19 protein-coding genes and 1 tRNA gene are annotated in these 20,581 nt (G+C 34.7%); 10 read left to right on the top strand and 10 right to left on the bottom strand.

Annotated elements, in window-relative coordinates; translation table 11 throughout:
* Positions 1 to 162: 162 nt before the first annotated feature.
* Positions 163 to 3,699 (top strand): fibronectin type III domain-containing protein, encoded by a 3,537-nt coding sequence (locus WMO18_RS01920; protein ID WP_211147629.1) that lies wholly within the window; start codon positions 163 to 165, stop codon positions 3,697 to 3,699.
* Positions 3,700 to 3,794: 95 nt separating this feature from the next.
* Here WMO18_RS01920 and WMO18_RS01915 read toward each other — a convergent pair whose 3' ends face one another.
* From WMO18_RS01915 to WMO18_RS01890, 6 genes are all read right to left on the bottom strand, one after another.
* Positions 3,795 to 4,625 (bottom strand): Mrp/NBP35 family ATP-binding protein, encoded by an 831-nt coding sequence (locus WMO18_RS01915; protein WP_211147628.1) that lies wholly within the window; start codon positions 4,623 to 4,625, stop codon positions 3,795 to 3,797.
* Between the two features lie 14 nt (positions 4,626 to 4,639).
* Complete coding sequence (locus tag WMO18_RS01910) at positions 4,640 to 5,164, bottom strand: hypothetical protein (RefSeq protein WP_211147627.1); 525 nt, start codon at positions 5,162 to 5,164, stop codon at positions 4,640 to 4,642.
* Between the two features lie 71 nt (positions 5,165 to 5,235).
* Positions 5,236 to 6,153: a 50S ribosomal protein L11 methyltransferase gene (gene prmA / locus WMO18_RS01905; RefSeq protein ID WP_211147626.1), complete on the bottom strand. Its 918-nt coding sequence runs from the start codon at positions 6,151 to 6,153 to the stop codon at positions 5,236 to 5,238.
* Between the two features lie 117 nt (positions 6,154 to 6,270).
* Positions 6,271 to 6,429 (bottom strand): hypothetical protein, encoded by a 159-nt coding sequence (locus WMO18_RS01900; protein WP_022505149.1) that lies wholly within the window; start codon positions 6,427 to 6,429, stop codon positions 6,271 to 6,273.
* Between the two features lie 149 nt (positions 6,430 to 6,578).
* Positions 6,579 to 6,833 carry a 30S ribosomal protein S20 gene (gene rpsT / locus WMO18_RS01895; protein ID WP_022505148.1) on the bottom strand — a complete coding sequence of 85 codons (255 nt, stop codon included), beginning with the start codon at positions 6,831 to 6,833 and terminating at the stop codon, positions 6,579 to 6,581.
* Between the two features lie 171 nt (positions 6,834 to 7,004).
* Positions 7,005 to 7,280 carry a hypothetical protein gene (locus tag WMO18_RS01890; protein WP_211147625.1) on the bottom strand — a complete coding sequence of 92 codons (276 nt, stop codon included), beginning with the start codon at positions 7,278 to 7,280 and terminating at the stop codon, positions 7,005 to 7,007.
* Between the two features lie 192 nt (positions 7,281 to 7,472).
* On the opposite strand from WMO18_RS01890, the gene hrcA reads away from it, so the two are divergent.
* The 4 genes from hrcA (at position 7,473) to dnaJ (ending at position 12,280) form a co-directional block, all read left to right on the top strand.
* Positions 7,473 to 8,501 carry a heat-inducible transcriptional repressor HrcA gene (hrcA, locus tag WMO18_RS01885; RefSeq protein WP_211147624.1) on the top strand — a complete coding sequence of 343 codons (1,029 nt, stop codon included), beginning with the start codon at positions 7,473 to 7,475 and terminating at the stop codon, positions 8,499 to 8,501.
* 11 nt (positions 8,502 to 8,512) lie between these two features.
* Positions 8,513 to 9,064 (top strand): nucleotide exchange factor GrpE, encoded by a 552-nt coding sequence (locus WMO18_RS01880; protein ID WP_211147623.1) that lies wholly within the window; start codon positions 8,513 to 8,515, stop codon positions 9,062 to 9,064.
* Between the two features lie 63 nt (positions 9,065 to 9,127).
* Entirely contained in the window at positions 9,128 to 10,972 is a 1,845-nt protein-coding gene (gene dnaK, locus WMO18_RS01875) for a molecular chaperone DnaK (RefSeq protein WP_022505144.1), read from the top strand.
* Positions 10,973 to 11,128: 156 nt separating this feature from the next.
* Positions 11,129 to 12,280, top strand: coding sequence for a molecular chaperone DnaJ (gene dnaJ / locus WMO18_RS01870; protein WP_138156693.1), 1,152 nt, complete (start codon positions 11,129 to 11,131; stop codon positions 12,278 to 12,280).
* A 58-nt stretch (positions 12,281 to 12,338) separates the two neighbouring features.
* Here dnaJ and WMO18_RS01865 read toward each other — a convergent pair whose 3' ends face one another.
* Both WMO18_RS01865 and fliB read right to left on the bottom strand, forming a co-directional pair.
* Complete coding sequence (locus WMO18_RS01865; protein WP_367286257.1) at positions 12,339 to 12,692, bottom strand: hypothetical protein; 354 nt, start codon at positions 12,690 to 12,692, stop codon at positions 12,339 to 12,341.
* A gap of 46 nt (positions 12,693 to 12,738) precedes the next feature.
* Positions 12,739 to 13,737: a flagellin lysine-N-methylase gene (fliB, locus tag WMO18_RS01860; RefSeq protein ID WP_294670944.1), complete on the bottom strand. Its 999-nt coding sequence runs from the start codon at positions 13,735 to 13,737 to the stop codon at positions 12,739 to 12,741.
* A gap of 251 nt (positions 13,738 to 13,988) precedes the next feature.
* Between fliB and WMO18_RS01855 the strand changes: the two genes are divergently transcribed.
* Together WMO18_RS01855 and WMO18_RS01850 are read left to right on the top strand one after the other, a co-directional pair.
* Positions 13,989 to 14,894: a HipA domain-containing protein gene (locus WMO18_RS01855; protein WP_367286256.1), complete on the top strand. Its 906-nt coding sequence runs from the start codon at positions 13,989 to 13,991 to the stop codon at positions 14,892 to 14,894.
* Entirely contained in the window at positions 14,887 to 15,594 is a 708-nt protein-coding gene (locus WMO18_RS01850; protein ID WP_367286255.1) for an HIRAN domain-containing protein, read from the top strand. Before WMO18_RS01855 ends, WMO18_RS01850 begins: the two co-directional genes overlap by 8 nt.
* A gap of 91 nt (positions 15,595 to 15,685) precedes the next feature.
* Here WMO18_RS01850 and WMO18_RS01845 read toward each other — a convergent pair.
* Positions 15,686 to 15,762 (bottom strand) — tRNA-Met (locus WMO18_RS01845).
* A 363-nt stretch (positions 15,763 to 16,125) separates the two neighbouring features.
* Here WMO18_RS01845 and metG point away from each other — a divergent pair.
* Together metG and WMO18_RS01835 are read left to right on the top strand one after the other, a co-directional pair.
* Complete coding sequence (gene metG, locus WMO18_RS01840; protein WP_211148319.1) at positions 16,126 to 18,075, top strand: methionine--tRNA ligase; 1,950 nt, start codon at positions 16,126 to 16,128, stop codon at positions 18,073 to 18,075.
* Positions 18,076 to 18,129: 54 nt separating this feature from the next.
* Entirely contained in the window at positions 18,130 to 18,894 is a 765-nt protein-coding gene (locus WMO18_RS01835) for a TatD family hydrolase (RefSeq protein ID WP_211148318.1), read from the top strand.
* 89 nt (positions 18,895 to 18,983) lie between these two features.
* On the opposite strand, the gene WMO18_RS01830 is transcribed toward WMO18_RS01835, so the two are convergent.
* Positions 18,984 to 19,406, bottom strand: a complete 423-nt coding sequence (locus WMO18_RS01830; protein ID WP_022504762.1) for a hypothetical protein — start codon at positions 19,404 to 19,406, stop codon at positions 18,984 to 18,986.
* A 68-nt stretch (positions 19,407 to 19,474) separates the two neighbouring features.
* On the opposite strand from WMO18_RS01830, the gene WMO18_RS01825 reads away from it, so the two are divergent.
* Positions 19,475 to 20,515, top strand: a complete 1,041-nt coding sequence (locus WMO18_RS01825) for a serine/threonine-protein kinase (protein ID WP_211148317.1) — start codon at positions 19,475 to 19,477, stop codon at positions 20,513 to 20,515.
* Positions 20,516 to 20,581: the final 66 nt, after the last annotated feature.

The raw sequence follows: 20,581 nt of genomic DNA, 5'->3' as shown, positions 1-20,581 counted from the left end.
CACAAGAATAGTTACAAAATGCCCCATAAGTTGAAAAAAATATATGTAAATGTTATAATGAAAATTGGTAACATCCTTGTTGTAATAGTAACAAGGACTTAATTTAAAAGACAAATGAATAAATATATTTGAAATTACTTAGAAATTCTAGGAGGAATAACTGTGGGAAAAGTACAGAAGATTTCTATAACACTAACATTAGTTTTGCTTACTGCTTTTCTAATGATTGTGCCTATGACATCAGTTAGTGCCGTTAACTATTTTGATGGTGCTAAGATGATTAAGACAAATGGTTACAAATATTACAGAGCATGGAGTCAAGACCAATTCCCTTGGCACAATACAAAACCCAGTGACGCTTGGGAAAGTGACTGGATGAACCGTTACGGTTGTAGTACAGTTGCAATGGCTAAGATGTTTGTAGAAGCCGGTGTTGCAAACCCTAACTCAGTAAACCCCGGAACTCTAATGACAAAGTACGGTTCACCATCTAAAGGTATCGGTGATGTAGGTATTTATTGGTCAACTTTAGCCGGTCAGTTCGGTATGAGTTGTGTAAGTTTTCAGCAGTACCCATCAGGTTCTTTTTACAGTACTGCTATGAGATACTTTAATGACCCTAATACTCAGTATCACCTACTGCTAAAGGTTGTATCTCCAACAACATCATCACACTATGTACAGATTGACCGTCAGGCTACTGTAAAGCAAAAGACTTTGGTTATTAACGATTCAACTGCTATTTATGACGGTGGTACAAGATACAATACTGCTAATGATTACTATAACGCTTTAGCACTAAAGAAACTTTCATCAACTAATTATACTGCTTGTTATTTCGTAGTATTTAAGAATAACAACACTGTAAAGCTAAAGTCACTTGCTGAAACTAAGTCTACAGCAGTAACACTTTCTTGGTATCCTAACGGTGCTTGTGAAAAGTACACTGTATATAAAAGAAAGGAAGGTGCAACTTCTTGGTCCGGTAAAAGTTTCAAGACATTCTCTTCATCAGCCGGTGAGGGTATTCGTAGTTGTACCGATACATCAGTAACACCGGGTAATACATATGAATATACTGTTAGAGGTTATTATTACGATAATAACGGTAAAGCAGTTTATTTGAAATATAACAAAACAGGTAAGAGTATCAATGTTGAAACCGATGCTCCAAAACTACTAAGTGCAACAAGTGCCGATTATGATACTATTAATGTTAAGTGGCAAGAAGTTAAAGGAGCAACAGGCTATAAGGTTTACCGTAAAAAAGCCGGTGAAAAAGATTTTACTGCACTTGGATTTGTAAAGGGTACTACATATAAAGATGACTCAGCTCAAGTAGGTCAAGAATATTACTATACTGTCAGAGCTTATGTAGGTGAAACTTCAAAGCTAGGTTCATTTGATAAAAACGGTATTAAGGGCGTGGCACTACCAAAGAAACCAACACTAAAAACTGCAGAAAGTGTTGACTTTAATGCAATTAAGGTTACTTGGAAAAAGGTAGATGGAGCTTCCGGCTACTATGTTTACAGAAAAGCTGATGGTGAAAAGTACTTTAAGCAGATTGCTGAAGTAAACAGAAACAAAACTTTCTCATCTACTGACCTTTCAGCTACTACAGGTGTAAAGTATCAATACACAGTAAGAGCATACAGAAACCGTAATGGTAAGCCATATGCCGGTTTATATGATTCAAAGGGTGTCACAGCTACTGCTTGTACTAAAGCCCCTACAATTAAAAGTGGTGTTAGTACAGTAAGTGACAAGTTAAAGCTAACTTGGAGCAAGGTAAACGGTGCAAGTGGCTACAATGTTTATCGTAAACTTGAAAATGATAAAAGCTATAAACTAATAAAAACTATTAACGGCAACGGTAATGTAGAATTTACTGATAGTGGCCTAAAGTGTGGTGTTAAATACTACTACAGAGTTAATGGCTTTAGAACAGTTGATAGCAAAAATTATGAAGGCCGTGGTAGCAAGGATTATTTAGGACTGACAACTCCTGCACAACCTGCACTAAAAAGTGCAAAGAGCCTTGGTTATAACACAATCTCAATTGAATGGACTAAGGTTGAGGGTGCTACCGGATATGATATTTATAGAAAGGCAACCGGTACATATAGCAAGATTGGTACAGTAGATAAACAGTCAACTGTAACATTTAAGGATGAAAAGGCCGTTACCGGTGTTAGATACCAATACACAGTAAGAGCTTTCTATAACAAAAATGGTATTAAGAGAGTAAGTACATATGAAAATTATATTCACGGTACTGCTTATCCAAGTAACCCTAACTTAACTTCCGTAACAAGTGTTGAGTACAACGCTATTGAACTAAAGTGGGACAAGGTTGACGGTGCTAACGGATATAAGATTTACAGAAAATTACCATCAGACAAAAATTATAAAGAACTTATTACTCTTTATGAACAAACAGATAAATACACAGACCAAACAGTAACTTGTGGTACAACTTATCAGTATATTATCAAGTCATTTAGATATGAAAACGGCAAGACATATACAAGTGGTAACAACTCAGCAGTAAGTTGCAAGGCTGTTCCACCGGTTGTAAAGGTAAAGGTTGCTTCAACCGGCTACAATTCATTAAAGGTTAGTTGGGAAAAGGTAAACGGTGCAACAGGTTACAGAATTTACTTTAAGAAAGATAATGCAAAGAAATGGTCAACACTTGCAACATTTGAGAACGGTTCACTTACAAGTTGTGAACATCGTAAATTAACAACAGGTGTTAACTACACATATACAGTTAGAGCTTACTATAAAGACGGTAGCAAGAATATCTGGGGTGACTTTAACCAAACAGGTGTTACTAAGAAACCTGTTACATCAGCACCAAAGCTGGTTTCTGTTACTTCTTCTACTGCTACTAATGTAACCGTTAAGTGGAAAACAGTAAGTGGTGCTAACGGCTACAAGGTAATGCGTAAAGCAGATGGTAGCAAAACATGGTCAACAATTGGCACAACCAACTCTAAGAAACTTTCTTATACAGATAAAAAGGTTACTTGTGGTGTTAAGTATCATTACACAGTCAGAGCATACAGAAATGTTAGCAAGAAACCTGTACTTGGTTCTTACAACTCTAACGGTTTAGAGATTATGACTATTCCTGACAGACCAGTTGTAATGGTAACTTCATCTAACTATAATAAGCTAAATGTTAGTTGGAACAGAAGTAACGGTGCTACAGGCTATAAGGTTTACAGAAAAGTTGTAAACGGTACATATAAGCTAATTAGGAACATTAGTGGTGGTGCTGCAACAGGCTTTACCGATACAGTAGAATGTGGTACAGAGTATTACTACTATGTTACTGCTTATGTAATTAATAATAAGGTTGAGTACGGTAGCCTTGACAGTGAAGCAGTAAAGGGCAAGGCTGTTCCTAAGACTGTAAAGCTAGGTTCACCATCAACTACTAAGGGTCAGGCAAAGATTAATTGGTCAACAGTACCCGGTGCTACAGGCTACTATGTATATAGCAAAACAGGCAACAGTGGTTATAAGCTAATTGCTGATGTTAAGGGTGGCAATGTTAAGAGTTATACAGATAAGAATGTTGTTAGTGGTAAGAAATATACTTACACAGTAAAGGCATATATTATCTGTCCTGCCGGTTATATTTCAGGTGGTTATAACAAAACAGGTGTTACAATTACTGTAAAATAATAAAAATTAAGTGGTGCTTTTCAGCACCACTTTTTTGTATCTAAATAAGGCAAAATTAAAGGACTTGCAGTTAAGCAAGTCCTTTTTTATCTTGATTATTTAATTTTACAAGTTGTTTCAACTTTCTTTGCAACATTATCCATAAAGTCACCACTAAAGTTTTCTACTTCACCTGCATCAACCAGCTTTGCTAAACTTGGGTCAATTGGAAGTTTTGCAAGAACTTCAAGGTTATTTTTCTTTGCAATTTCTTCAATATGGCTTTCGCCGTAAATCTTATGCTCCTTGCCACAATCAGGACACTTAAAGTAACTCATATTCTCTACAATACCAAGGATAGGAATATTCATTATATTTGCCATATTAACGGCTTTTTCTACAATCATAGATACAAGTTCCTGAGGTGAAGTTACGATGATTATACCGTCTACAGGAAGACTTTGGAATACTGTTAGAGGAACATCACCTGTTCCCGGAGGCATATCAACAAACATATAGTCAATATCACTCCAAATAACATCAGTCCAAAACTGTTTAACTGCACCTGCAATTACAGGACCTCTCCATACTACAGGACTTGTTTCGTCAGGTAGCAGTAGGTTAATAGACATAATGTCAATGCCGTCTTTAGTTTTTGCAGGGAAGATACCGTCATCATTACCCTTTGCCTTTTCGTGTATACCAAAAGATTTTGGAATAGAAGGACCGGTAATATCGGCATCAAGAATTGCTGTCTTATAGCCCTTTCTGTTCATTGTAACGGCAAGTGTAGATGTTACAAGGCTCTTGCCTACACCACCTTTGCCGGATACAACACCGATTACCTTTTTTACTGAACTGTATTGATTTAGCTTTTCGATTAAATTTTCCGGTTTCTTACTGTTGCAACTTTCGCCACAACTGGAACAATCGTGAGTACAACCCATTTTATTACCTCTTTTTATTCTTGATTATCTTCAACAGGAGTATCGTCTTCTGTTACTTCCTCATTCTGTTCAAGTTCTTCTGTTTCGTCAGTTTCGTTTTCATCAGTAGCATCAATTTCTTCCATAATGCCACCTTCAACATTGCCTTCTTCTACTTCTTCTCTTTCTACTTCAAAACCACTTAGGAATGTATATGGAATACCATAACCTAGAGCTACACCTGCTAAGCAAACAACAATAGAGCTGTTGCCAAGTGTATCGCCCAGTGGTAGTGTTGGTGCAAGACTTGTAAGTAAAATGTAAAGTGATGGTAGTACCATAATAATTAATGTAACAACACTAAATCTCTTTACAGGTTTACCGTCACCAACTCTTGTTGCATAAAATAGAATTAAGCCAAATACTACTGTTACAAGTGCGTTAATCGCATTTTGTACTGTAGATGTCTGGTTAAGTGTGCTAAAGAAGTATGTGCATACGATAAAAGCAATTACCAAAAAAGCAGATAGGATTAAGTTTATTGTGTTTTTCTTATTCATTATTATTCCCTCCGAAGGATAAAATTTTTGTTAGTTAGTATTATAAAGTATCTATGTGATAGATATATGAATTATTTAATTTTTGCAGTTAAACAGTACCAACCGTTTAAGAACAACTTGTCTGTAATTTCAAAATTCTTTGAAACTGACTCAATAACTTCATCAGCTCTAGTGTCGATAATGCCACTCATAATGTATATAGAGTTCTCTTTCATAAACTCTTTGACACCTTCTGATAGGAACATAATTGCATCTGCTACAATGTTTGCAACAACAATGTCGTATTTGCCGGTAACCTTTTCTGTAAAGTTACCTTCAATAGCAGTGAAACGGTCCGATACATTGTTAAGTTCAGCATTTTCCTTAGCTGTCTTAACAGCAAGACCGTCAATATCAACACCTACTGCCTTCTTTGCACCCAGTAATAAAGATGCAATAGCAAGGATACCACTGCCACAACCAACATCAAGTACAGTAGAATTCTCTGTAACAACCTTTTCAAGTACACCAAGACATAGGCTTGTTGTTTCGTGAGTACCTGTACCAAAGGCAAGACCGGGATCTAGGTTAATTACAATTCTACCTTGTGGGTCATAGTTTTCTCTCCATGTAGGGCGAATCAATAGCTTTTCGCCAATAGGTGTAGGCTGAAAATATTGTTTCCAGTTGTTAAGCCAATCCTCATCGGCACAGTCAAGTGAATCAATAGTAAATTCAATATTAGCTTCCTTTAACTTTTCGGAAATCTGACTGATTGCTTCAAGAGGATTGTCCTCGCAACTAATATACATATGAACCTTAGCTTTAGTCCTATCCTTTTTTAATAAGTCCTCATCAATAAGGTCAATGTGTGCAATTTCTTCAACATCTTGTTCAAGGTTTGTGTAGTCCTCAATATAGATACCATAAGGTACAACCTCATTAGCTATATCGGAAGTAATGTCAACATCCTTGTTGTTTATTGTAACAGTAATTTCTGTCCAATCCATAAAATCACCAATCCTAAAATAATAATACCTTTTAATTTTACTGTATTTCGGCTAAAAATACAAGGGTGTAATCAGTACAAAAAAAGACTGACCTACCAAGTAAGTCAGTCCTAAAAATTACTGAATTGAACTATCTAGGTAACGTTCTAGTTCTTCGTCATCCTTTTTCTTCTTTTCTTTAATAACAAAGAAGGTTGTTACAGTTGCAAGAAGTGCAACAACTGAGGAAACTAAAGCAACAAAGACGCTAACGCTCATTCCACATATCTTTTTCATCTCAAAATACCTCCTAAATATCAAAGTCGATATAATTAGTCTATCTAATGTAGATTATTTTATCACTTTTAATTAAATTAGTCAATAAATCAAGTGAATTTTACAAAAGAAAAAAGCAGAGTTAAAAACTCTGCTTACATTTCATTAAATTAAGCGTTTGCCTTAGTAGCTAAAGATGACTTCATTCTAGCAGCTTTGTTCTTGTGCATAATGTTCTTAGCTGCAGCCTGGTCAATCTTCTTTGTAGCAAGACTAACTGCCTCAGCCTTGTTAGCATCGTTGTTTTCGATTGCTTCATAAGCTTTCTTAACTGTAGTCTTTAGGTTAGACTTAATCATCTTGTTCTGTTCTGTCTTTGTAGCGATAACCTTAACACGCTTTTTAGCTGATTTAATGTTTGGCATTGTCTCACCTCCAAAAAATATTATTAAATCATAACGCAAGGCTTATTGTAGCATTATTATTGCAAAAATGCAAGTGTTTTTTTCAAATTTTTCAAATATATTTTAAAAAATCAACATATTGTGGTGCTATTCTGTAAAACACAAGGATTTGTAGGCAAAAAATAAGAAAAATTACTTTTTCCCGTTCTTTTTGATTCGTAAATACATAAATAGCATAATTAATACAAATACAGCTATAACAACTCTGACAATAATTCCGTAAGTACCTTTTAGTAAGCTAACACTAGGTATTAATGCGTCAATAGTCCACCATATGCCCATAAAAATAAACATAATGGAAGCAACAACTGTAATTGCACCTAATTTATTTTTCTTTCCAAAAGCAAAAGTACCAATGGCAAGTAAGAACCAAAGGATTGCATATAAATAAGGTAAAATGTCACTCATAGTCGAAAAACCTACCTTTCAATTTATATTATATATACATATTTAAATAAAGTAAAGAAAAACTATATTTTTTCAGATATTTTTTTAAAAAAGTATTGACTTTTAGCACTCTCGGTGCTAAAGTAATAACTGTAGTTAGCACTCGGGTGTGTAGAGTGCTAAACAAGAAGAATAAACGGTGAGGCGATTTAAATGGGTCTATCAGACAGAAAAAAGAAAATCCTCTCCTGTGTTGTTGAGTCTTACATTGCTGATGGTGAGGCTGTAGGTTCAAAAACACTTCAAGCTGCTTTAGATTTTGAAGTTTCTTCTGCTACTATTAGAAATGAGATGGCTACCCTTGAGAATGAAGGTTACTTAATTCAACCTCATACTTCAGCCGGTAGAATCCCATCACAAAAAGGTTATCGCTATTATATTGATAACCTAATGGAAAAGACAGAACTTAATCCACGATTTACCCAATATGCAGATTCTTTCTTGAGAAAAAGAGCTGAGTCACCGGAAAGTGTACTGAATGCAGCGTCAACTCTATTAACTGAGTTAACCGGTTTGCCTTCAGTTGCAACAACACCTCCTGAGGGTAATTCAAGAGTCCATAAGCTAAGGTTTGTACAAACAGGCAGATATACCGGTATGGTTGTACTGATAACTTCAACAGGTATGGTTAAGAGCCAGTTATTTAGAACAGAATTTGTTTTAACACCTGATATGCTTAGAGTGTTTGATGAAGCGCTTAACAAATCTTTTGCAGGACTTCCACTAAAAGATATTACAAAGGCTTTTATCCAAACCACTGCTTTAGGTTTTGGTGAACTTTCATTCTTTATGCCAAATGTTCTTTTGGCAATTAGGGACGCAGCAAAAGAAGCCTCTCACATATCGGTAGCTGAAAGTGGAATGACTAAGTTGTTGTTCTTAAATGATTTTGATATTTTTTCAGCAAGAGATATTTTAAAGTTTTTAAGTGACAAAAACAATGTTTCCGAATTACTTACAATGAACACCGGTACAAAGGTTATTATTGGCGAGGAAAGTGGTAAATATGAGCTTTCTAATTCAGGAATTGTTGTTTCTAGATATAACTTAGGTGGTTCAATGGCAGGTGCAGTTGCCGTTATTGGCCCACAAAGAATGAGTTATAAGGACATTGTTTCGGCAACAGAATATGTAGCTGAAAAGTCCGGTGAATTAATAAGTGAACTGCTTGAGGCAGATTAGGAGATGAAATAATGGCTAAAGAAGAAAAGAAGAAAAATTCTAAGGCTCAGGAAGAAACTGTAGAAGCTACAGAAACAGAAACTAAAGCCGAAGAAGCCACAGAAGAAAAAGAGCCTACTGCAGAAGAAAAGCTGACAGAGGAGCTAAAAAAAGAAAAAGAAAAATATATGCGACTTGCAGCTGAGTATGATAATTATCGCAAGCGTACACAACAAGAAAAGTTAGGTATTTATGATGATGCAACAGCAAAGGCAGTTGAACAGTTACTACCAATGGCAGATGCTTTACAAATGGCTTTGCAAAATGCAAAAGATGCACCACAGGAATTTTTGAAAGGTCTTGAGATGATTCAAAACCAGTTCAAAACTTCTATGGATAAGTTAAAGGTTGAGGCCTTTGGTGAAATCGGTGATGAATTTGACCCAAATATTCATAATGCTATTGCTAAGGTAGAAAGTGAAGAAGTTGGAGAAAATCAAATCTCAATGATTTATCAAAAAGGTTTCAAGATTGGTGACAAGATTATCCGTCACGCAATGGTTCAGGTAGCTAATTGTGACTAATTACAATTAACATAAATTAGAAATTAACATTTATATAGTAAATATATTCGGAGGTAATTTATTATGGCAAAGACAATTGGTATTGACTTAGGTACAACAAACTCATGTGTAGCAGTTATTGAAGGTGGCGAACCTGTAGTTATCGCTAATGCAGAAGGTGCAAGAACAACTCCATCAGTTGTTGCTTTCGGTAAAGACGGCGAAAGAATGGTTGGTCAGGTTGCAAAGCGTCAGGCTATTACAAACCCAGAAAAGACTATCTCATCAATTAAGAGAGAAATGGGTACTTCTTATAAAGTAACAATCGACAACAAATCATATACACCACAGGAAGTTTCAGCAATGATTCTTCAGAAGCTAAAGTCAGATGCAGAAGCTTATCTAGGCGAAACAGTAACTCAGGCTGTTATTACAGTTCCTGCTTACTTTACAGATGCTCAGCGTCAGGCAACTAAGGATGCAGGTAAGATTGCAGGTCTTGATGTTAAGAGAATCATCAACGAACCAACAGCTGCTGCTCTTTCATACGGTGTAGATAAAGAAAACGACCAGAAGGTTATGGTTTATGACCTTGGTGGTGGTACATTTGATGTAAGTATCATCGAAATGGGCGATGGTGTTCAGGAAGTTCTAGCTACTGCCGGTAATAACCGTCTTGGTGGTGATGACTTTGACCAGAGAATCATCAACTGGATGGTTCAGGAATTTAAGACTGCTGAGGGTGTTGATTTAACATCTGATAAGATGGCTATGCAGAGACTAAAGGAAGCAGCTGAAAAGGCTAAGATTGAACTTTCAGGTGTTACTCAGGCTGCTATTAACCTACCATTTATTACAGCTACTCAGACAGGTCCTAAGCACCTTGACTTAACTCTATCAAGAGCAAAGTTTGATGAACTAACTGCTGACCTGGTACAGTCAACAATGGGTCCTGTTAAACAGGCTCTAAGCGACTCAGGTCTATCAATTAACGAAATTGATAAGGTTCTTATGGTTGGTGGTTCTTCAAGAATCCCAGCAGTTCAGACAGCTGTTAAGAACTTAATCGGCAAAGAACCATTTAAGGGCATTAACCCTGATGAATGTGTTGCTATCGGTGCAGCTATTCAGGCAGGTGTTCTTGGTGGCGAAGTTGACGGCCTACTACTTCTAGATGTTACTCCACTATCACTAGGTGTTGAAACAATGGGTGGCGTAATGACTAAGATTATCGACAGAAACACAACAATCCCTACAAAGAAGAGCCAGATTTTCTCAACTGCTGCTGATAACCAGACACAGGTTGAAATCAATGTTCTACAGGGTGAAAGAGAATTTGCAAGAGATAATAAGCAGTTAGGTCTATTTGCTCTAACAGGTATCGCTCCTGCAATGCGTGGTGTTCCTCAGATTGAAGTTACTTTTGATATTGATGCTAACGGTATCGTTAATGTATCTGCTAAGGACCTAGGTACAGGTGCAGAACAGAAAATTACAATCAGTAACTCAACATCAATGAGCAAGGACGATATTGATAAGGCTGTTAAGGAAGCTGAACAGTTCGCTGCTGAAGATAAGAAGAGAAGAGAAGCAGTTGACGCTAAGAATGAAGCTGAAAATATGGCTTATCAGGCAGAAAAACTTGTTAACGAAAATGGCGACAAACTAGCAGAAGAAGACAAGACTGCTCTAAATACAAAGGCTCAGGCAGTTAAGGATGCTTGTCAGAAGAACGACGCAGACCTAATCAAGACTGCTAAGGAAGACCTAGAAAAAACATTAATGTCAGTTTCTCAGAAACTATATCAGCAGGCTGCTCCAAACGGTCAGCCTCAGCCTGGTCCAGCTCCTGATATGGGTGGTGCACCAAACAATAACAACGGTGATGACGGCAATGTTTATGATGCAGATTTCAAGGATGTAGATTAATTCGTATTTCCTTTCTCATAATCAAAACACAGAATCGTTGGGTGGCTTTTGCCACCCAACGATATGTGCTGTATTAAAAAAATACTTGAAAGTATAGATTTGTACAGTTATAATTAACTGCAGAAATATGTACTCTCAAAACGAGGTGACTATAAAATGGCAGATAAAAGAGATTACTATGAAGTTCTTGGTATTGATAAAAATGCCTCTGAACAAGATATAAAAAAGGCCTTTAGACAACAAGCAAAAAAATATCACCCTGACTTACATCCCGGTGATAAAGAGGCTGAAGCAAAATTTAAAGAAGTAAACGAAGCATATGAAGTGCTTTCTGACTCAGAAAAGAAAGCAAGATATGACCAATTTGGCCATGCCGGTGTTGACCCTAACTTTGGTGCAGGTGGCCCTGGTGGCAGTCCATTTGGTCAGGATATTGACTTAGGTGATATTTTCAACTCTGTATTCGGAGGCTTTGGTGGCTTTGGTGGAGGTGGCAGAAGAGCCAACCCTAACGCACCAAGAAGAGGTACTGATGTTGAAACAAGTGTATATGTATCATTTGAAGAAGCAGCTAAGGGTGCTAAGAAAAAGATTCAGTACAAGGTTATCTCAACTTGTCCTGAATGTAACGGTACAGGTGCCGCAAAGGGTACCAGTCCAAAGACTTGTACATCTTGTAACGGTTCAGGTAGAGTGACAATTAACCAAAGAACACCTTTCGGTGTGGTTCAAACTCAAAAGGCTTGTGACGCTTGTCATGGTCAAGGTAAAATTGTTGAAAAACCTTGTCACCATTGTGACGGTAAGGGCAGAATTCGTAAGACAAAGTCAGTTGATGTTACAATTCCTGCCGGTATTGCAGACGGTCAGATTCTTAACATTGGTGGTCATGGTAATGACGGTGTTAACGGTGGTCCTGCAGGTGACCTACATGTATTTGTAAATGTTCGTCCTCATGCAGTATTTGAAAGAAGAGGCAATGATGTTTGGTGTGAAATGCCAATTACATTTGCACAGGCAACTTTAGGTGCTGAAGTTACCGTACCTACACTTGACGGTAATGTTAAATATACTGTTCATGAAGGTACCCAGCCTAATGATATTTTCAAACTAAAGGGCAAAGGTATTCCTAACCTAAACGGCAGAGGTCGTGGTGACCAATATGTTAAGGTTACTGTTGAAATTCCTAAGAACCTAAATACAAAGCAAAAGGAACTTATCAAGGAACTTCAAAAGGTAACTACTGATAAGAATTATCAGAAGAGAAAGTCCTTTATGGATAAAATCAAAGATTTGTTTAAAGACTGATTTTTAATATTATATAACAAAACCCATTTCTATTTAGAAATGGGTTTTCTGTTGCCTACTAATCTTCATCAAAAAATGATAATGTAGATTTTTCTTGATTTTTAGTAGGGTTATTTTTATTTTTACTTTTGAAATTATTTGATTTTGTGGTTGATTTTTCAATTTCTTTTTCCACATTTTCTTTTGAGATTGTGGAAAATTCAGTTGAACTTTCTTTAACTTTATTGCTACTTGCAGTGGTAGTTGAGGTGTCAGCATTTAAGTTCCTATTTAATGGTGGAACTTTAACTTTTACAGATACATTAGTTGAGTTATTACTAACCTTTCTAAGTTCTTCATCACTACTGCCACAACCACAGAAAGTTACCAACAACAAAACAACACAAAATAATAATATAAATATTTTCTTCAAATTAATCACCAGTAATAATTATACCGGTAATTGCTGAGAAAATTGTCTAAATCATACCCAGAGAAATATCTTCCAAAATTGTATCAATATTTTCATCATCATGTTCAATTTCTTTGCTGAAAATATATGCTACTTTAATATTATCTTCTGTTGTAAATTCCTCATTTTCAATGAATTTCATCAGTCCAACCATAAAGATTATTCTTGTTGCAATAATAGCAAACCTAACTCTCTGAAATACATTACCGTCATTAGTACCGTACATAATATGTTTGTATAGAAAATAGACTAAAATATTTTCATATTCCTTTTCTCTATCACCTAAATACTCCTCAAATTTTACAATGTCATTTTCGGAATATTCAAGTTCTTCAAGTTGGCTGAGAATTTTAGGCCACTTTTCAGTTACAACATTTAGACTGTTTAATGTGTCGCAATAGTCCCATATTGTTTTGTTATCCTCTGTCATAAAGATTTCATCAACCTTGAATTTCTCCACAAGGTACATTTGTTCTTTACGGATATAGTCAATAATGGCTTTTTCTCTATCACGATATTTTATAGAGTCATCTTGTGCAATTTCTATGCACTTATTTACAATGTGGAAAATTTCATTTTCATATTCATCATTAGATTTGCCTTCAACAATTAACTTCGTCTTTGATTTTTCTCTGACAATTCTGTTTGCTACATAGGGACAAGATAAAGTTCTGCCGGTTACTTCATATGTATCACAAGCAATAGTAAAGTCAGGATATTGCCTACAAGTAAATGCCATATGCTTAGGTCCAATTTGACAGTGCATATCACATAAATTTTCGTCATTTAAAAATGCACATCTGCCATTGTAAACCTTAATCCAATGTTCATCCCCAATGTTATCAATTTGACTTCTTATGTATTCACCGTATGGTGTGTCTAACTTTTGATAATATTCATATGCTTTCTCGTCAACATCAATCTGCCATAATGTGCAACAAGATGAGGGACATTCTCCCATTAAGCACCTAAAATCATCATAATAATCCGGTTTTACAGTTACCATATTTCCTCCAAAGAAAGGTGTGACTTTCTACTATTATTTTAATTAGTGTAAAATATTTCTATAAAAAACATAGCAAAATAAATTTTGCTTGTCAATAATCAGTATAGATAAATTTATTATTTGTAATAATCACTGTACCAAAAATGTCCCACTGAGAGTGATAAGAAGATGTTTATTTATATTTTTTATTGACAATGGCTACATTTGGCTTTAAAATTATACATAGGATACACATAATGAAGGTTATTTCTATGGAAATTAAAGATTTTAGTTGCTGGGAAGAATATAGTGGTAATTCGATGGGAAGCGGTAGAAGTGAGAAAATATGGCTTACTTCCGATGATATGATTGGACTATTTAAGTTTCCCAAACAGGATATAGATGGAAATATAACATATGAACATATATCTGAAAAATTAGCATATGATATAGCAACTCTTTTAGAAATTCCTTGTGCTAAAATTGATATTGGTAAATACGAAGATAGATATGGATCGATGAGTTACTGTATAAATAAGGAGAATGAAGAGTTAAGAGAAGGTATAGCTTTCATTAGCGAAATATATGAAGATTATGATATAGACAAAATGGTTGACCTTCGTAATGGTATTTATTATTCATTAGAAATGATTTTTCCGATTGCCAAAGATCTCGAATGTGAAAGAGAATTTATTCAAATGATTATTTTTGATGCGTTAATAGGCAATACGGATAGGCACCATAGTAATTGGGCAATACTTAAATCTGCTGATTATGGATATAAATTTTCACCTTTATATGATAATGGTTCATCGTTGTGTTGTTATATTAAAGAGTCTGATATAGATAATATATTTAAAGATGTGCGTCGATTTAAAGCTTTAGTTACAACAAAATCAAAATCACGAATAAGAGTTGATAAATCTAAAAAGAAAGAACCTATGTTTACAGAAGTGTTAAAATATCTTTTTAGAAAAGATACATATAGAATTTATTGTGGAGATATTGTAACTAATATTGCGAAACAAATGACAGAAGATAATATTAATAGGATATTAAATAGGTATCCGAATAACTTATTATCAGCTAAACGTAAAAAACTTATTTTGAAATTTCTTCTAGAAAGAGTTAAGATAATAAAAGTGTTGTTTGAAAAGAGAGGTGAAATAGATGTCTAGAAAAAATGGTAAAGATTATTTATTTTTAATTTGGAAACAACCAGAATCAAGAAGACAGTATGTAGTTGGTATTTTGTCGAAAAATGGTGGATTCGAATTTGCCTATGCCGAAGATATAGATGAGGCAAGAAAAAATGGTTTTTCCGGAATTGAGGCATTTAAGGATTTTAATAAAAAATATAAAAGCACAAAGTTATTTCCTGTGTTTAGTAGCAGATTACCTGATAAGAAAAGACGTGGGATTGAGAAAATCTTACAAAAATACAATATGAATGAATATGATGAATATTTGCTTTTGAAAAATAGTGGTGCTAGATTGCCGATTGATACTTTTGAATTTATCGATCCTATTTTTGATGAAGAAGAAATAGTATTAAGGTATTTTTATATAGCAGGAATAAGTCATTATTTACCTTGTGAAAATAATATTTGTGATTTTAGTAATGTTAATATTCATAATGGTGATAAACTTATTTTAAAATTAGAACCAGAAAATTCTAAGGATGAATATGCGGTTGAAATTTATAATGTAGAGGGTGTTAAACTAGGATATATTCCTAGATACTACTCTCGACAAGTAACGGAAAGAATTAATAAAAATAATATAGTAGTTTGTGAGGTATTGGAATTTAATCCTGACGCTAATTGTAGAGAATGTATTAGAATTAAATTGTGTATTAACAAAAATAATAAAACCTAAGTGTATTATCTTATACGCTTAGGTTTTATTTTTATATTATAATGAAATAGAGAAAAAAGAAAAAGCACTAGTTGAGAAACTAGTGCTTTGTTGGATGCAGGGACCGGATTTGAACCAGCGACCTCCGGGTTATGAGCCCGACGAGCTACCAAACTGCTCTACCCTGCGATATTCATAAAAACACGCCAATTCCTTTTGGCGTAAATACAGTATATCAAATCTATATATACTTGTCAAGGGCTATATATAAAAAATATAAAAAACTTTTAAAATTATCGTAAAATTGGTGTTTAAATAAGTTTAAAATGACTTTTGAGTAGATAATTTCTTGTTGTTTAAGTTTTTTAATTTTTAAAATTTGAGTGAAATTTAGAAGAGAATTAAAGAATAAATTTAAAATACTAATATATTATATGAGAATTAATATAAATTAATACATATTAATTGCATTTTTATCTTCACTTTGTTATAATGAAATATAAGTGTTACTACACAATTAATAATGATATTATGGGACAAGGAGTGAGTATTATGTGTAAAAAGTGCGATAAAGAGAAATTTTATATTACAACTGCTATCGCTTACACTTCAAGAAAACCACATATAGGTAACAGTTACGAAATTGTTATGACAGATGCTATTGCAAGATATAAGCGAATGCAGGGCTACGATGTATTCTTCTGTACAGGTACTGACGAACATGGTCAGAAGATTGAAGAATATGCTGAGGCAGCCGGAGTAACTCCTAAGGAATATGTTGATAAGGTTGCCGGAGAAATTAAAGAAATTTGTGATCTATTAAATACAACTTACGATCACTTTATTAGAACAACTGACGAACATCACGAAAAGACAGTTCAAAAGATATTTAAGAAATTATATGACCAAGGTGATATTTATAAGGGCGAATATGAAGGTCTTTACTGTACACCTTGCGAAAGTTTCTGGACAGAAAGCCAGTTAGTTGACGGTAAGTGTCCTGACTGTGGCAGAGAAGTAAAACCTGCTAAGGAAGAAGCATATTTCCTAAAGCTATCTAAGTATCAGAAACAACTAGAGGACTTTATTGAAGAACATCCTAACTTCATTTATCCTGAAAGCCGTAAAAAGGAAATGGTTAATAACTTTATTAAACCGGGTATTCAGGATTTATGTGTTAGCCGTACATCATTTAAGTGGGGTATTCCTGTTGACTTTGACCCTAAGCATGTTATTTATGTATGGATTGATGCACTATCAAACTATATCACTGCTTTAGGTTATGATTGTGGCGAAAATAGCGACAAGTACAGAAAGTACTGGCCTGCTGATGTTCATATTATCGGTAAGGATATTCTAAGATTCCACACAATCTATTGGCCAATTATGCTAATGGCTCTCGGTGAACCACTACCTAAACAGGTATTTGCTCATCCATGGCTACTATTCGGTCAGGACAAAATGAGTAAATCAAGAGGTAATGTTATTTATGCTGATGACCTTGTAAAGCTAATCGGTGTTGATGCAGTTAGATATTACCTACTATCAGAAATGCCTTATGCATCCGATGGTTCTATCACATATGAAACAATCTTTGAAAGATATAACTCTGACCTAGCTAATACAATCGGTAACTTAGTTAACCGTACTATTGCTATGAACAACAAGTATTTTGACGGTGTTATTCAAGAACCAACTGCTGAAGAAGTTCTTGACTTTGAAATCAAGACTGCTTGTACTGATACAGTTAAAAAGGTTGATGAACTACTAACAACATATAGAGTTGCTGATGCACTAGAAACTATTGTAGCTTTAGCAAAGAGATGCAACAAGTACATTGACGAAACAATGCCTTGGGCATTAGCTAAGGATGAAGAAAAGAAAGCAAGACTTGGTACAGTACTTTACAACCTACTTGAAGGTATCAGATATATTGCAATTTTACTTTCACCATTTATGCCTGAAACATCAGACAAGATTATGGAACAGCTAAATTGTGACAATAAGGATTACGATACACTTGATTCATTTGGCACATTAAAGCCGGGTGTAAAGGTTAACAAGGCAGTTCCTCTATTTAACAGACTTGATTCTGAAAAGTTACTTGCTGAAATTCACGCAAAGCAAGAAGAAGCAAAGAAGAACGAAAAGAAAACTGCACCAAAGATTGAAGGCCTTGCACAAATCGGTATTGATGATTTTGCAAAGGTAGAACTTCGTGTTGGTGAAATCAAGGCTTGTGAACCTATTAAGAAGTCTAAGAAGTTATTAAAACTAACAGTATTTGACGGTGAAAAGGACAGAACAGTTGCCTCAGGTATTTCTCCTTATTATAAGCCTGATGAACTTGTTGGCAAGAAGATTGTTCTTGTTGCTAACCTAAAACCTGCAAAACTTTGTGGCGTTGAAAGCAACGGTATGATTCTTGCTGCAAGTACCGGTGATGATGTAAAGGTTATCTTCCTAGATAATGAAATTCCTGCAGGTAACAAAATTTCTTAATTTTACTTAAAGTATTAGAGGTTAGTTCTTCTAACCTCTAATAGTGGAGAATATATGTATAACAATATTTTTGACGGTCATTGTCACTATGATGACGAATGGTTTGATGAAGATAGATATAGTCTTGTGGAAAGTTTACCCGGTAAAGGTGTTTGTGGTGTTGTAACTAACGGTACAGACCTTGAAAATGTAAAAACTGTACTTGACCTTTGCAGTAAATACAACTTTGTGTATGGTACAGTTGGTATTCATCCTGAATGTTTAGAAAATTTACAAGAAAATTATCTTGACAAAGTGGCAGAAATATCTGAAAATAAGAAGATAGTTGCCATTGGTGAAATCGGACTTGATTATCATTGGGATATTCCAAAGGATAAGCAGATAGAGGTTGTAAAATCTCAGCTTAAACTTGCCAATGACCTTAATATGCCGGTAGTCTTTCACGACAGAGAGGCTCATGGCGACAGTATGGAGTTACTGAAAAAGTATAAGCCAAAGGGACTTTTGCACTGTTATAGTGGCAGTACAGAAATGTTAAAGGAAGTCCTAAAGCTGGGTATGTACATTTCTCTTGGTGGTGTTGTTACTTTTAAGAATGCCAGAGTGCCGGTAGAAGTAGCAAAGGCAGTACCGGTTGACAGACTACTACTTGAGACAGATGCTCCTTACTTAGCTCCTGTGCCTTATAGAGGAAAAAGAAACGACAGTTCGTATATCGGCTATATTGCTGAAAAGATTGCTGAAATCAAAAATATGGACACACAAGAGCTAATCAACATTACAACAGAAAATGCCAAAAGAATGTATGGCATTAAATAAGGTATGAATAGTGGTAAAACACATTTATATATACAGAAAAAACTGTAAATAACGAAAAAATCTGCACTTCAAATGAGGTGCAGATTTTTTTACATAAAAACAGGTAAACTGTATTCGTAAAGTATATCATTGGTTTCCATAATAGAGCAATCGTGTTGCAAACAAAAGATTACAACAGCATCTCGCCTATTCCTTGGATAAAGTTCACTATATGTACATTTCTTTAGGAAAGACTGAGTTTCCCTAAGGTTAAGTCCCATACCAAAGCATAGCATAATAACTTTATCTCTACTGGGCTTTTTTGTACCGGAAAAAATCTGGTAGCCATAGTGCTTTTCAATAAGGCTATTGTCTAGGACTTGGCTTTTTGTTAAGCCTTTTTCTTTCAGAAAATAAGCCAAAATTTCCGGTATGCTATCGGGATAAATTTCTTCAATATTTTCAGAGAAATACTCCCCTATATTTTCACCGTTTTCTAAGATTTTAAAAAGATCATCTGTTTTCTTGTTCATAGTAAACCTCTTTTATATCTATATTTTATATGTTATAATATTTTTAGCAAATTATCAAGGGGTATGTAATGGATAAAAGTAAATTACTTCTTTGGCAATTTAGAGAGATTGGTCAGATAAATAAGAACACTGTTGTTGTGTATAATGATTACTTACAAAGACAAATGATTCTGAAAATTTTGCCAAGACAGAACCTTCCTGTTTTGAAGGATATAATGAAAATTAAACACCCTAACTTGATGGAAATATATGATGTTATGGATGACGGTATAAACTGTAATTGCCTATGTGAATTTGTATTTGGCAATAACTTGGATAAAATTGTTTATAACAAAATGGGAGTTGACCCTAAAATTGCTGAAAAGTGGATGGTGCAACTTTGTAGTGGTGTAGAAAGTTTGCACAACAGAAACATTATCCATAGGGATATTACACCAAACAATGTTATGGTAGATTACGAGGGAAACATTAAGCTGATTGACTTTAATATTTCACGAGAAAGAAAGCAAAGTGCCTCCAGAGATACTACAGTAATGGGTACAGCAGGTTATGCTTCTCCCGAACAATTTGGATTTACCCAAACCGGTTTTGGTGCAGATATTTATGCTATGGGTGTATTGCTTAACTTTATGCTAACAGGTAAAATGCCTAATGAAAAATTGTGTAGTGGTAAATATGCGTCAATAGTTAAGAAAGCAACCCAAATCAAGGAAGAGGACAGATATTCCAATGTGTATCAAATGGAACTTGCATTACAGGGTAACGGTAATGAAAAGTTGTCATTTGCCGATAAATTCTTGCTTAATCTACCCGGTTTTCGCAGTAACAAAACTTCACATAAGGTTATTGCTATAATTGGATATGTACTTTATTTTATTTTACTATATTGTGCTATTGATGTAACTTTTATCAATGGTGATGTTGAGAGTTTGATAAATGGTTTTGTTGCTTGGTCTTTAGTGCCATACATATGTTTCTTTGATGTTGGAAATGTTAGCAGATTTTTAGGTAAAGGCACTCAGCAAAGCAAGAAAACTATTCTAAAAATTATTGGTGTAGCCCTTATGGTGATAATCCCTAACCTTACTTTATTGTTGGACAAAGTATAATAATATGTTAAATTGTATAATATTATACCCTATTTTTTTACATTGGTTGTATGCTAGTAGCATAAC

It is taken from the genome of Ruminococcoides intestinihominis, from assembly GCF_040096285.1.
In the GTDB taxonomy this organism is placed as follows: Bacteria; Bacillota; Clostridia; order Oscillospirales; family Acutalibacteraceae; genus Ruminococcoides; species Ruminococcoides intestinihominis.
This window is presented reverse-complemented; position numbering and strand designations above follow the sequence as displayed.